General features: G+C 59.4%; 13 protein-coding genes. 11 read left to right on the top strand and 2 right to left on the bottom strand.

Annotated elements, in window-relative coordinates; translation table 11 throughout:
* Nucleotides 1-24: 24 nt before the first annotated feature.
* Nucleotides 25-303, bottom strand: a complete 279-nt coding sequence (locus ACM6IK_RS27980) for a DUF3509 domain-containing protein (RefSeq protein ID WP_218431409.1) — start codon at nt 301-303, stop codon at nt 25-27.
* Nucleotides 304-673: 370 nt separating this feature from the next.
* Between ACM6IK_RS27980 and ACM6IK_RS27975 the strand changes: the two genes are divergently transcribed.
* The 10 genes from ACM6IK_RS27975 (at nt 674) to ACM6IK_RS27930 (ending at nt 9,811) form a co-directional block, all read left to right on the top strand.
* Nucleotides 674-2,512 carry a long-chain-acyl-CoA synthetase gene (locus ACM6IK_RS27975; RefSeq protein ID WP_414876873.1) on the top strand — a complete coding sequence of 613 codons (1,839 nt, stop codon included), beginning with the start codon at nt 674-676 and terminating at the stop codon, nt 2,510-2,512.
* A gap of 97 nt (nt 2,513-2,609) precedes the next feature.
* Entirely contained in the window at nt 2,610-3,128 is a 519-nt protein-coding gene (locus ACM6IK_RS27970; protein WP_414876872.1) for an ankyrin repeat domain-containing protein, read from the top strand.
* A gap of 246 nt (nt 3,129-3,374) precedes the next feature.
* On the top strand, nt 3,375-3,905 hold the full coding sequence (locus tag ACM6IK_RS27965; protein WP_414876871.1) for a hypothetical protein: 531 nt from the start codon (nt 3,375-3,377) through the stop codon (nt 3,903-3,905).
* Between the two features lie 82 nt (nt 3,906-3,987).
* Nucleotides 3,988-4,179, top strand: coding sequence for a PLD nuclease N-terminal domain-containing protein (locus tag ACM6IK_RS27960; RefSeq protein WP_007993066.1), 192 nt, complete (start codon nt 3,988-3,990; stop codon nt 4,177-4,179).
* Between the two features lie 228 nt (nt 4,180-4,407).
* Complete coding sequence (gene speE, locus ACM6IK_RS27955) at nt 4,408-5,283, top strand: polyamine aminopropyltransferase (protein ID WP_414876870.1); 876 nt, start codon at nt 4,408-4,410, stop codon at nt 5,281-5,283.
* 188 nt (nt 5,284-5,471) lie between these two features.
* Complete coding sequence (locus tag ACM6IK_RS27950) at nt 5,472-5,705, top strand: hypothetical protein (protein ID WP_414876869.1); 234 nt, start codon at nt 5,472-5,474, stop codon at nt 5,703-5,705.
* Between the two features lie 210 nt (nt 5,706-5,915).
* A complete protein-coding gene (locus ACM6IK_RS27945) occupies nt 5,916-6,260 on the top strand; it encodes a ribonuclease E inhibitor RraB (protein ID WP_108218961.1) in 345 nt (114 codons plus the stop codon).
* 372 nt (nt 6,261-6,632) lie between these two features.
* Complete coding sequence (locus tag ACM6IK_RS27940) at nt 6,633-8,042, top strand: circularly permuted type 2 ATP-grasp protein (RefSeq protein ID WP_414876868.1); 1,410 nt, start codon at nt 6,633-6,635, stop codon at nt 8,040-8,042.
* Between the two features lie 12 nt (nt 8,043-8,054).
* The gene (locus ACM6IK_RS27935) at nt 8,055-9,005 is read left to right on the top strand and encodes an alpha-E domain-containing protein (RefSeq protein ID WP_414876867.1); all 951 of its coding nucleotides are present in this window, start codon (nt 8,055-8,057) and stop codon (nt 9,003-9,005) included.
* Complete coding sequence (locus ACM6IK_RS27930; protein ID WP_414876866.1) at nt 9,002-9,811, top strand: transglutaminase family protein; 810 nt, start codon at nt 9,002-9,004, stop codon at nt 9,809-9,811. The genes ACM6IK_RS27935 and ACM6IK_RS27930 overlap by 4 nt, the downstream gene beginning before the upstream one ends.
* A 121-nt stretch (nt 9,812-9,932) precedes the next feature.
* Here ACM6IK_RS27930 and ACM6IK_RS27925 read toward each other — a convergent pair whose 3' ends face one another.
* Nucleotides 9,933-10,754, bottom strand: a complete 822-nt coding sequence (locus ACM6IK_RS27925) for a c-type cytochrome (RefSeq protein WP_414876865.1) — start codon at nt 10,752-10,754, stop codon at nt 9,933-9,935.
* Nucleotides 10,755-11,347: 593 nt separating this feature from the next.
* On the opposite strand from ACM6IK_RS27925, the gene ACM6IK_RS27920 reads away from it, so the two are divergent.
* Nucleotides 11,348-12,553 carry an acetyl-CoA C-acetyltransferase gene (locus ACM6IK_RS27920; RefSeq protein ID WP_414876864.1) on the top strand — a complete coding sequence of 402 codons (1,206 nt, stop codon included), beginning with the start codon at nt 11,348-11,350 and terminating at the stop codon, nt 12,551-12,553.
* Nucleotides 12,554-12,574 lie beyond the last annotated feature (21 nt).

Here is a 12,574-nt window from a genome sequence, read left to right as displayed (position 1 = left end):
CCTACAGTTTTCCCCCACACTTTTTTACATCGAGTGATAGGTCGGCAGGGCAAACCGTTGCTGGCTCTGCAGCATGGAAATCTGCGGCAATTCGCTGGCCTGTTCAGCGAGGTCGCGGCGAATCGCGCTGATGACCCAGGACAGTTGATCGCCATTGTGCAATTGCTGGTAGGAGATCGAGCGCATGAATTCTCTGCCGTCGGCGCTGCGCAAGGTCAGCAGAATCCCGCCGTCAGGGCGGTCCTGGGTAGTGACTGCGAAGTTGGAGAACAAGGACGAAAATTTTTCCTGGATAAGGCTCATGTCGTTCAGCTCCATGATGACTTGAATGGCAAGCATGGAGAGACTGTTGCAGTCTTTGTGCCATTCATTTTAGCTGAACAATATTAAGTAAAATCAACACATTACGGTTTTAAGTGATTTTTGCTTTCGTGCAATCTGCATGAATGGCCATCGTGCATCCTGCATTTTGCAGGTACGTCGGCGACTCGATGGAACCAATTGGCGCACACGGAATCATCTTCGCGCAGCGCTATCGCGGATCAAGATCGCAGATCAAGATCGCAGATACAAAACATTTCAAAAACCGCGTGTACAGCTCAAGAACCGTTGACGTATTTTCGGGTTCAGTCATCGCCACCCGACAATAAAAAAACATCGAACGGGAGCAATCATGAGCCGTACGTCGAACGACACGATTACCTGGAGCATGATGCTCCGCAAGCTGCCTTCCATCGCCAAAGCCATCCCCCGGGTGGTGAAGGGTATGAAGGCTGCCAACGTCAAGGACCCGACCCAAGCGTGTGGTTTGGGCTGGAGTTTCGAGCAAGCTGCGTTGCGCAACCCGGATGGCCCGGCGCTGTTGCAAGGCGACGTAGCGCTCAGTTACTCCGAGGTCAACCAATGGGCCAATCGCATTGCCCATCACCTGATCGGCCAAGGCATCGGCAAGGGTGATGGGGTAGCGGTCTTTATCGAGAACCGTCCGGAACTGCTGGTGACTATCCTCGCGGTGGCCAAGGTCGGCGCGATCAGTGCGCTGCTCAATACCTCGCAGACCCGCGACGCCCTGGTGCACAGTGTGAATCTGGTGGCGCCGGTGGCGATCGTTGTCGGTGAAGAGTTGGTCCCGGCGTACCTGACGGTGCGTGATCGGGTGTCGATCAAGGCTGACCGAACCTGGTTCGTCGCCGATCAGGACACCTCTCGCCAACCGGGTATCGCGCCTGAAGGTTTCATCAACCTGATGACCGCCAGTCTTGACGCTGCCAGCGACAACCCGCCCAGCAGCCAGCAGATTTACTTCGACGATCCCTGCTTTCATATCTACACCTCAGGTACCACTGGGCTGCCCAAGGCTGGGGTGTTCAAGCACGGACGCTGGATGCGCAGCTCTGCGAGCTTCGGCATGATCGCCCTGGACATGCGCCCGGACGATGTCATCTATTGCACCTTGCCGCTGTACCACGCCACGGGCCTTTGCGTGTGCTGGGGTTCGGCCGTCAGTGGGGCCAGCGGGTTCGCGATCCGCCGCAAATTCAGCGCCAGTCAGTTCTGGAGCGATGCGCGCAAGTACCGGGCGACTACCATCGGTTATGTCGGCGAACTGTGCCGCTACCTGGTCGATCAACCGCCCTGCGCCGACGACAACCGGCACGATGTGAAGAAAATGATCGGCAACGGCTTGCGTCCCGGCGCCTGGAACGAGTTCAAGACCCGCTTTGCGGTGAATCACATCTGCGAGCTGTACGCCGCCAGCGACGGCAATATCGGGTTCACCAATATTCTGAATTTTGACAACACCATCGGTTTTTCCCTGATGTCCTGGGAATTGGTCGCGTACGACCACGACAGCGGCGCGCCGATTCGTCAGGCCAATGGCTTGATGCGCAAGGTCGCCAAAGGCGAGCAGGGGTTGTTGCTGGCGAAAATCGACGACAAGGCACCGCTGGACGGCTACACCGATCCGCAGAAAACCGCCAGGGTCGTGTTCCAGGATGTGTTCGAGAAGGGTGACCGCTACTTCAACACCGGCGACCTGTTGCGCAACATCGGTTTCGGTCATGCGCAGTTTGTCGACCGCCTGGGCGATACCTACCGCTGGAAGGGCGAAAATGTCTCGACCACGGAGGTCGAAAACATCCTTCTGCAACACCCGCATATTTCCGAAGCCGTGGCCTATGGCGTGGAAATCCGCAACACCAATGGCCGCGCCGGGATGGCGGCAATTACCCCGGCCGAATCCCTGGCAACCCTGGACTTCAGTGAGCTGCTGGCCTTCGCCCGTGAGCAGATGCCGGCCTATGCGGTGCCGTTGTTCCTGCGGGTGAAAGTGAAAATGGAAACCACCGGCACGTTCAAATATCAGAAGACCCGACTCAAGGACGAGGCCTTCGACCCGGGTAAAACCGGCGATGACCCGATCTATGCCTGGCTGCCGGGGACGCAGACTTACGTGCAGGTCACGCAGCAGTTGTTGACCGACATTCACGGCGGCAAGTACCGCTATTGAATCTGGCTATGGCGGCCCATGAGAAAAAACAAGTGACAGTGCCGGGGCCGCTCGGGAAACTGTCGGCTTTTACGAATGACAGAAAAGGGAGTGCCCAATGTCAGACAAAAGCCGCCAGATGACCCCCGAAGAAGCCGCCGAATTCACCGAACAGGTATTCAACAAGGCACGGGAGGGCGATGCGGCAATGATGGCTGCGCTGCTGACCAAGGGTTTGCCGCCGAACCTGCGTAACCACAAGGGCGATACCTTGCTGATGCTGGCCGCGTACCATGGCCATGTGGACACGGTAAAAGTCCTGCTGGAGCACAAGGCCGACCCGGAGATCCGTAATGACAACGGCCAGAGCCCGATTGCCGGCGCCGCCTTCAAGGGCGACCTGGCGGTGATCAAGGCCTTGGTCGAGGGTGGCGCGCAGGTTGAAGGCTCGTCCTTCGATGGCCGCACGGCGCTGATGATGGCGGCGATGTTCAACCGCGTTGAGGTGGTCGATTACCTGATCGGCAAGGGCGCCGACCCGAAAGCCAGGGACGCCAATGGCATCACCGCGCTGGAAGCGGCTAAAACCATGGGCGCTTCCGATACGGTTGCTCAGTTGGAAAAACTGTTGGGCTGACGTTGAGCTTTGTGGCGAGGGGGCTTGTCGGGACGCCGCACCGCCCCGTTCGGCTGCGAAGCAGTCGCAAATCCATTCCGCGCGGTCTGTCTGACAAATCACATCGTCTGAATTTGGGGCCGCTTCGCGACCCAACGGGGGCAAGTCCCCTCGCCACAGGGATCGCATCGCCACAGGTCCGCATTTCACTCATTAATGCGCTATCCTTCGCGCCCTCAAAATTCCCCTCGCTACAGGATCCGCCCCATGAAAGCCGCACTCGTCGAACTCATCAGCAAAATCAGCTCCGGGTGCATGGGCGATGACGAAATCCTCAAGGTCGCAGACGAAGCGGCCCAGGCCTATGCCGATCCGCAAGCTTTTCTGACGGCCAATCCGGACATCAACTACGACGACAGCTTCCCGATCCTGTTGGGTGAGTGGGTGGTGGTCGGCAGCCTGCCGGAAACGGTGCTGTTCCAGGCTGACACCTACATGGATCTGTTCGCGCAAATCGTCGCGTCGTTCGGCCCGGGCATTGAGTTCAACCTCAAGCCCAAGCAACTGGCCAAGACCGAAGCCCTGACCGCGCTCAATCGCATCCAGGTGCAGATGAGCAGCCTGAACAAGGAAAACGGTGGTTATACGCTGATGAACTTCAGCCAGTTGCTCGATGACGAGTTGCAGGTGGTCCTGGTCTACGGCAATGACCTGCCACGGGTGCTGGAATTGTGCGCAGAAGTCGGCATCGCAGCAGCGCCATCCCTGGAAGCCCTGAAAGTGGCGATCCACGTCTGATAGCCAAACCCTGTCAATAAAAGGGAACCCTCGCGACGACCGTCTATCCTGAGAGGGCATATCACTCTTTGGGAGCGTCACCATGGGTTCCACGTTCAACAGCCTGGTCGCCTTGATCATTTTTGCCCTGGACATCTGGGCCATCATCAACGTATTCAAAAGTAGCGCCGAGACCGGGATGAAAATCCTCTGGGTGCTGCTGATTGCGCTATTGCCAGTGCTGGGACTGATCATCTGGGCCATTGCCGGGCCGCGGGGCAACGTCAAGTTCTGAACAAGCGACACTAAACCTGTGGGAGCGTGGCTTGCCCGCGAAAGCGGTGAATCAGTCAACATTGATAGCGACTGACACTACGCCTTCGCGAGCAAGCTCGCTCCTACATTCGACCTGTCATGTTCCGCGACGTAGAATGCGCGCCTTTCCCGGTCAATCGAGACGATCGATTGGCCATCATGGGCGGGTAACCGTCCGTTGCCACCCGCATTCATCGGAGCACTTCCCATGAGCATCACCCCGACCAGCGACTACCTGGAAACCCTCTACGAAGGCTACGGCCAGCGTTTTCGCATGGAAAAACTGCTGCACGAAGTGCGCACCGAACACCAGCACCTGGTGATCTTCGAGAACCCGCGCATGGGCCGGGTGATGGCGCTGGACGGCGTGATCCAGACCACCGAAGCCGACGAGTTCATCTATCACGAAATGCTCACTCACGTGCCGATCCTCGCCCATGGCACCGCCAAGCGCGTGCTGATCATTGGCGGCGGCGATGGCGGCATGTTGCGTGAAGTGGCCAAGCACCGCAGTGTCGAGCACATCACCATGGTCGAGATCGACGGCACCGTGGTCGACATGTGCAAGGAATTCCTGCCGAACCACTCCAAAGGTGCATTCGACGATCCACGCCTGAACCTGGTGATCGATGACGGCATGCGTTTCGTCGCCACCACCACTGAAAAATTCGACGTGATCATTTCCGACTCCACCGACCCGATCGGACCGGGCGAAGTGCTGTTCTCTGAAAACTTCTACCAGGCCTGCCACCGCTGCCTGAACGAAGGCGGCATCCTGGTGACCCAGAACGGCACGCCGTTCATGCAGATCGAAGAAGTGAAGACCACCGCCGGTCGCCTGCGCAGCCTGTTCCCGGACTGGCACTTCTATCAGGCCGCCGTACCGACCTACATCGGCGGCTCGATGACCTTCGCCTGGGGCGCCACCAATACCGCTTATCGCAAGTTGTCCCGCGAAACCCTGCAACAGCGCTTCACGGGCAGCGGCATCGTCACCCGCTACTACAATCCTGAAATCCACATCGGTGCCTTCGCCTTGCCGCAATACGTGTTGCAGGCGGTGAACAAGCCAAGCAACGACTAAAACCCTGTAGGAGCGAGCCTGCTCGCGATGGCGTCAGACCACTCAATATGGATGTTGAATGTTCCTCTGCCATCGCGAGCAGGCTCGCTCCCACATTGAAATGCAGCGGAACAAGGCGGAACAATCAGCCAGCTAACAAGGTCGAGATAGGGGTAAACCCATCCATGGGTTTTACCGAGGAGGCACCAATGCAAAAGTGGAAAGTCACTTTCGTGGATGATCATGGCGAAACCATCAACGAAGTCTTTGAGTGCACCGAGCGCCCGGACTACGAGCGTGCCGCCAGGCTCATCAAGGCCCGGCTTCTTCCTGTCGCCGCCGAACTGGATCTGAACGATCTGGAAGGGCGGACCACTGATGCGTGCGTCAAAGAACTCAAGCTCCAGAACAGCATTCAAATCCTCGGCATTACTCCAATCTGAACGACACCTGTCGCATTCACATCCAGGCCTTGGCAGAGGCTCTATCTTGAGGCTACTCTGCAAGCGAGATCAGCGAACGGATCGCTAAGGTCTGGTCTTGTCAGCTCCATGCTTGTTTCCCGACGGCACATCGGTTGCCGTCGCTCGCGCTATTCGGTTGCGAGTGAGGGAGTACGGAAAGTCTATCCATCGTATTGAGGAGGACGTTTCATGAGCACAGCCTATCAAGAAGACATCAGCAGCAGCGTTCTGCGCCGCATGAAAGAAGGCGGTTTTGACTTTTCACGGTTTCATCCCATCGAGTTCTACGCCATTTTCCCGGATGAGGAGCGGGCACGCAGGGCGGCAGGTCATTTCCATCGTGGTGAATCCCTGAATGCGCAAGTCAGTGTGCGCGACGATGGCGCCTGGGCGCTGGAATTGTGCAAAGTCATGTATGCCACCTACGACGACATTGGCGATTTCGAACAGGGTTTCGAAGCGGTGGTCGAGCCGTTGGGCGGCATCATCGAAGGCTGGGGTGTGAAACAGGAGGTACGAGGGCGACTCGCATAACTTATGAACAGTGACAACCAGCATTGACGGCTGACCTTCGGGTTGGCCGTTTTCATTTTCGCCGATATTTATTTCAACACAACCTTGTAGGAGCTGCGGTGCGGCGATCCGACTTGCCAGCGAAGGCGTTCTTGAAGAGCATCGCATGACTTAGTGGCCTCTTCGCCGGCAAGCCGGCTCCTACAGACTATGCTGGTGATAGGCGGTCACAGCGCCTTGCAATGAAGCGGGGGCAATCAGGTTGGGGCATTTGTCGCACAGGATTGGTGCGACGCGTGCGTCTTGATTATCCAACCAATTGAAATCTAAGCGTTTATGCCGATGGCACGGGCCTTGCGAAGGTCTGGACGTCCGAGTGACAAGGAGTACGGCATGATCCGCACCTATTTTGATGAGATGTACGATGCCGGCGGCCTGGTCCGCCCGCATTATCGGGAGTTTGCCCGTTGGCTGGCCGAGACGCCTGACGAGCTTCTGGCACAACGGCGACGCGAGGCCGATCTGTTGTTTCATCGCGCCGGAATAACCTTCACGCTCTACGGTGATGAGCAGGGGACAGAGCGCCTGATTCCCTTCGACACCATCCCCCGCAGCATCCCCGTCAGTGAGTGGCGGGTCGTCGAGCGCGGCTGCATCCAGCGGGTCAAGGCGTTGAACATGTTCCTCGCCGACCTCTACCACGAGCAGCGCATCATCAAGGCCGGCATCATTCCGGCCGAGCAGGTGCTGGCCAACGAGCAGTACCAGTTGGCGATGCAGGGCCTGGATTTGCACCGCGATATCTATTCGCACATCTCCGGCGTCGACCTGGTGCGCGACGGCGACGGCACCTACTACGTGCTCGAAGACAATCTGCGTACACCGAGCGGCGTCAGTTACATGCTCGAAGACCGCAAAATGATGATGCGCCTGTTCCCCGAGCTGTTCGCGGCACAACGCATCGCTCCCATCGACCACTACCCGAACCTGCTGCTCGATACCCTGAAAAGCTCAAGTCCCATCGACAATCCAAGCGTGGTGGTGCTGACACCTGGCCGCTTCAACAGCGCGTTCTTCGAGCATGCGTTTCTCGCGCGGGAAATGGGCGTGGAACTGGTGGAGGGCGCGGACCTGTTCGTGCGTGACGACAAGGTCTACATGCGCACCACCGACGGGCCGAAAGCGGTCGACGTGATTTATCGTCGCCTTGACGACGCCTTCCTCGATCCGCTGGCGTTCAACCCGGAATCGATGCTCGGCGTGCCGGGGCTGCTGTCGTCCTACCGTTCCGGCAACGTGGTGCTGGCCAATGCCATCGGCACGGGGGTGGCGGACGACAAGTCGGTGTATCCGTTCGTTACCGACATGATCCGTTTCTACCTGGATGAAGAGCCGATCCTGAAGAACGTACCGACCTGGCAATGCCGTAATCCATCTGAGCTTTCCCACGTCCTGGCCAACCTTGCAGAACTGGTGGTCAAGGAAACCCAGGGGTCCGGCGGGTACGGAATGCTGGTGGGGCCGGCGGCGACGGCGGCGGAAATCGAAGCCTTCCGCGCGCGCATCATCGCCAAACCCCATGCCTATATCGCGCAACCGACGTTGTCGCTGTCGACCTGCCCGACCTTTGTCGAAAACGGCATCGCACCTCGCCACATCGACTTGCGGCCGTTTGTCTTGTCGGGCCGCGAAACCCGGGTCGTGCCTGGCGGCTTGACCCGCGTCGCCCTGCGCGAAGGCTCCCTGGTGGTCAATTCCTCCCAGGGTGGCGGAACCAAGGACACCTGGGTGGTCGAGGATTAAAGGAAGCCTGTCATGTTAAGTAGAACTGCCTCGGATTTGTATTGGATGTCGCGTTACCTGGAGCGGGCGGAAAACCTCGCACGGATGCTCGACATCAGCTATTCGCTGTCGCTGATGCCGCAGGACGGACGTGGCGACGGTTTGCACGAATTGGCCATGCCGCTGTTGATCACCGGTACCCTGGACGACTACCTGGAGCGCCATGGCGAATTGCATGCCGAACGGTTGCTGCATTTCTTCGCCCTGGATGCCGCCAACCCGGCAAGCATCTACAGCTGCCTGGGATCGGCACGAGCCAGCGCCCATGCGGTGCGTGGGCGCATCACCGCCGACATGTGGGAAAACATAAATGCCACCTGGCTGGAAATTCGCGGCATCGCCGAACAGGGCCTCAGTCGCTACGGCATGAGCCGTTTCTGCGAGTGGATCAAGGAGCGTTCCCACCTGTTCCGGGGCGCGTCCTACGGCACCATCATGCGTAACGATGCGTTTCGCTTCATTCGTCTGGGGACCTTTATCGAGCGGGCGGACAACACCTTGCGTCTGCTCGATGCCCGCTACGAAATGGCTGGCGATCAGGCCGAAGCGGTCAGCGATGGCACAGCTCACGCCTATTACCAATGGAGCGCATTACTGCGGGCGTTGTCGTCATTCGAGGCCTACACGGAAATCTACCGCGACGCCCCCGGCGCCCGGCATGTGGCGGAGTTGCTGTTGTTGCGGGCCGATGTGCCGCGATCCCTGCGCGCCTGCACCGAAGAGATCGACCAGATCCTCGCGCAATTGCGGGGGGCCAACGGTCGCCCCGCACAACGCCTGGCGGCAGAAATAGACGCACGCCTGCGTTACACCGGCATCACCGAAATTCTCGACGAAGGCCTGCACGCCTGGCTGACCGAGTTCATCCCGCTGGTGCGCCAGTTGGGCAACGCCATACACAGTTCCTACCTGGAGGCTGCATGAGACTTTCCATTAGCCACGAGACCACCTATCACTACGAAGATCAGGTGCGGGCGAGCATCCAGTACCTGCGACTGACCCCCCACGACAGCGAGCGCCAGCACGTGCTCAGCTGGCAGCTCGACCTGCCACGCCCGGTGCGCGCGCAACTCGATCCGTTCGGCAACATTCTGCATGTGCTGACCCTGGACGAGCCCCACGAGGCAATCATCATCGGCGCCCGAGGGCAGGTGGACATCGATGAATTGCGCGAAGCCGAGCATGAAAGCCAGTCGGCACTGCCGTTCCTGCGCTTCACGCGCCTGACCGAAGCCGACGGAGCGCTGCGCGCGTTTGCCGAGAAGGCCTGCAAACAACGCCGGGATCGTACGGCGCTGATCGATTTGATGCATGGCCTGAACCAGCACATGACCTACACGCCGGGTTCCACCGAAGTGGACACCAGCGCCGCCCAGGCCTTCGCCGGGCGCTCCGGCGTGTGTCAGGACCACACCCACGCGTTTCTCGCCTGCACCCGCAGCCTGGGCATTCCCGCGCGTTATGTGTCGGGCTATCTGTACAGCGAAAACAGCGAACACCTGGCCAGCCACGCCTGGGCCGAAGCCTGGCTGGATGATGCCTGGTACAGCTTCGACGTGACCAATGAGCTGGCCCGGCCGGAACGTCACCTGAAGCTGGCGGTGGGCCTGGACTACCTGGATGCCTGCCCTGTGCGCGGGATGCGCCGGGGCGGTGGGTGTGAGCAGATGCACGCCAAGGTGCTGGTGTCACCAACGCCTGCGCCGGTGATTTCAGTGCAGCAGCAATAATAAGAACACCACCAAACCCTGTGGGAGCGAGCTTGCTCGCGATGGCGTCATGACAGTCAATGTTTCTGTGACTGACACACCGCCATCGCGAGCAAGCTCGCTCCCACAAGGGGGTTCAGTGTCAGGGCTTCACCTTGCGCCCGACCATATGCTGCAAATACCCCACAAGCATCTGCAGATCCCCATCCGGCAACACCTCGGCCGAGAACCCGGGCATCTTCGCCTGAGGCCACTGGCGCAAACTCTGCGGATCGCGAATGTAGCGCTTGAGGAAGTCCGCGCCGAAGTACTCGGTCGGGTTGTACGGAATATTCAGGTCCGGCCCGAATTGCGCGTCCCCGGCGCCATTGAGTCGATGGCAGGCCAGGCAATTCTTCTGGAATAACGCAAATCCCTTGTTCACCGGATCATCCGCCTTCAACGCCGGATCGGGCAGCAGGGCAGGAAAGCGCTCAGCCACGGACGCCAGGCGTTTGATGCTCGCCACTTGGAACGGCCATTGTTCGGGACTGATATTGCCGGCCTGCGGATTGCTCCAGACCAGATAGAACGGTCCGGCCCCCGGCTTGCCTTCCGACAGCGGTGGCCAGGGTTTGGCCGGGTCTTCAACCGCCAGCCACGCCTGTGCCCCCTGGGTATTGAGCAACGGCGCCGCGGCCATTTCGGCGGCAAAGCCATCCAGGGCCACGGCTTGCAGATGGTCCTCAGGCTTGATGCCGTTCAGCAGCGCGGACAACGGCACAGCGCGGTAACTCATGTCCCGCTTGTAGGAAACGTCATTGCGGATGTTGATGGTTTGAGCCTGGGGATGCTTGAGCAATTCCTCGGTTCGCCAGGTGCGACTGTTCGCGCCCAGCTCCAGATTCAGCTGTGCGGCATACAGGGGCGTGCCGAACAGCAGGGCCCCGAGCAGAGTGAGCATTTTCAAGTGATCGCCGTCCATGTCGTGCAAGTGCCGCAAAGATTGGCACAGCCACGCTGGCCCGGGTAGCGGGCCAGTCACATTTTGAGAGTGGCCATTCAAAATCTGTGACGCCGTATCTTTTAGACGCGACTAGCCAATCACCTTGGTCAGGTTCGGCAATATCAACAACAGCGTGGTGGCGAAAAGGATGAGCCCGGCTTGACGTACTTTCGATTGTTTGAACATGGCTTGACCGCCTTTTTTGTTATTTCCTGATGCCTGCCTGCATATCTCCATGTTGGCAGCGCGTTGCACTTCCTGTAGTGACGAGCGCCTCGGCAAAACCCGACGACGACTTCGTACAAGTTCACCTTAGAGCCCGTGCTGCGCTTGGTTTAGATCCATTTCATATGGAGTTGTTACGATTCGCTTTAAAAAAGGTATGAGGCCTATTGCCAGCTTCTTTGGCGCCCGTTGGCTAGACAGCTTGGTGTCTTGAATGGTAGCTGACTACCGTCCGTCTGAGCGTGAGCGTCAAGATCTGTGAGCGCTAAGGTCATTGAATCAATCGCGGCTCGGGCCAAGAGTGAGCGCTCGGTATTTATCCACCTGCACTGTGGTTCGAGGACGTCATGACCCAAGCATTGATTTTCGACGCGTTACGCACGCCCCGTGGCAAAGGCAAGGCCGACGGCGCCTTGCACAGTGTCAAACCGGTGGATCTGGTTGCCGGTTTACTCACCGCACTGCAACAGCGCATGGCGCTGGACACCAGCCAGGTCGATGACGTGGTGCTCGGCTGCGTGACGCCGATTGGCGATCAAGGCTCTGACATCGCCAAAATTGCTGCTCAGGTGGCCGATTGGGATGTCAGTGTGGCGGGGCTGCAGATCAACCGTTTCTGCGCGTCCGGGCTGGAGGCGGTCAACCTCGGCGCAATGAAAGTGCGCTCCGGCTTCGAAGACCTGGTGGTGGTCGGCGGTGTCGAGTCGATGTCGCGGGTGCCGATGGGCAGCGATGGCGGGGCCTGGGCGCTGGACCCGGCGACCAACCTGCACAGCCACTTCACGCCACAGGGTGTGGGCGCCGACCTGATCGCCACCCTTGAAGGCTTCAGTCGTCAGGACGTCGATGCCTATGCTCTGCATTCGCAGCAAAAGGCTGCGCGTGCGCGAGCCGACGGTTCGTTCAACAAATCGCTGGTGCCGGTGCAGGACCAGAACGGCATCATCCTGCTCGATCACGATGAGTTCATCCGCGCCGAATCGACCCTGGAAGGCCTGGGTAAGCTCAAGCCGAGTTTCGAGATGATGGGGCAGATGGGCTTCGATGCCACCGCGTTGCGGGTCTACAGCCACGTCGAGCGGATCAACCACGTCCACACCCCGGGCAACAGTTCCGGAATCGTCGACGGCGCGGCGCTGATGCTCATCGGCTCCGAAGCCAAGGGGCGGGCGCTGGGCTTGCAGCCCCGGGCGCGGATTGTCGCCACGGCAGTCACCAGCACCGATCCGACCATCATGCTCACCGGCCCCGCGCCGGCGACCCGCAAGGCGTTGGCCAAGGCCGGGCTGCGGGTCGAAGACATCGACCTGTTCGAAGTCAATGAGGCGTTCGCGTCAGTGGTGTTGAAATTCATCAAGGACATGGCCGTCGACCCGGACAAGGTCAATGTCAATGGTGGTTCCATCGCCATGGGCCACCCGCTGGGTGCCACCGGCTGCGCCATTCTCGGCACGCTGCTCGATGAACTGGAAGCCCGACGCCTGCGTTATGGCCTCGCGACCCTGTGTGTCGGTGGCGGCATGGGCATTGCCACCATCATCGAACGCCTCTGAGCCCGGACTTCAAGGAACCCA

This window comes from Pseudomonas sp. IT-196MI5 (assembly GCF_949767415.1).
Taxonomy (GTDB): Bacteria; Pseudomonadota; Gammaproteobacteria; order Pseudomonadales; family Pseudomonadaceae; genus Aquipseudomonas.
The sequence above is the reverse complement of the archived record's forward strand: the minus strand, read 5'-3'. Positions and strand labels throughout refer to the sequence as shown.

Coding starts and splice junctions, on each gene's coding strand:
- ACM6IK_RS27935 (WP_414876867.1), top strand. CDS start 8,055: ATGTTAAGTAGAACTGCCTCGGATTTGTATTGGATGTCGCGTTACCTG.
- ACM6IK_RS27970 (WP_414876872.1), top strand. CDS start 2,610: ATGTCAGACAAAAGCCGCCAGATGACCCCCGAAGAAGCCGCCGAATTC.
- ACM6IK_RS27965 (WP_414876871.1), top strand. CDS start 3,375: ATGAAAGCCGCACTCGTCGAACTCATCAGCAAAATCAGCTCCGGGTGC.
- ACM6IK_RS27975 (WP_414876873.1), top strand. CDS start 674: ATGAGCCGTACGTCGAACGACACGATTACCTGGAGCATGATGCTCCGC.
- ACM6IK_RS27980 (WP_218431409.1), bottom strand. CDS start 303: ATGAGCCTTATCCAGGAAAAATTTTCGTCCTTGTTCTCCAACTTCGCA.
- speE (WP_414876870.1), top strand. CDS start 4,408: ATGAGCATCACCCCGACCAGCGACTACCTGGAAACCCTCTACGAAGGC.
- ACM6IK_RS27940 (WP_414876868.1), top strand. CDS start 6,633: ATGATCCGCACCTATTTTGATGAGATGTACGATGCCGGCGGCCTGGTC.
- ACM6IK_RS27945 (WP_108218961.1), top strand. CDS start 5,916: ATGAGCACAGCCTATCAAGAAGACATCAGCAGCAGCGTTCTGCGCCGC.
- ACM6IK_RS27950 (WP_414876869.1), top strand. CDS start 5,472: ATGCAAAAGTGGAAAGTCACTTTCGTGGATGATCATGGCGAAACCATC.
- ACM6IK_RS27925 (WP_414876865.1), bottom strand. CDS start 10,754: ATGGACGGCGATCACTTGAAAATGCTCACTCTGCTCGGGGCCCTGCTG.
- ACM6IK_RS27920 (WP_414876864.1), top strand. CDS start 11,348: ATGACCCAAGCATTGATTTTCGACGCGTTACGCACGCCCCGTGGCAAA.
- ACM6IK_RS27960 (WP_007993066.1), top strand. CDS start 3,988: ATGGGTTCCACGTTCAACAGCCTGGTCGCCTTGATCATTTTTGCCCTG.
- ACM6IK_RS27930 (WP_414876866.1), top strand. CDS start 9,002: ATGAGACTTTCCATTAGCCACGAGACCACCTATCACTACGAAGATCAG.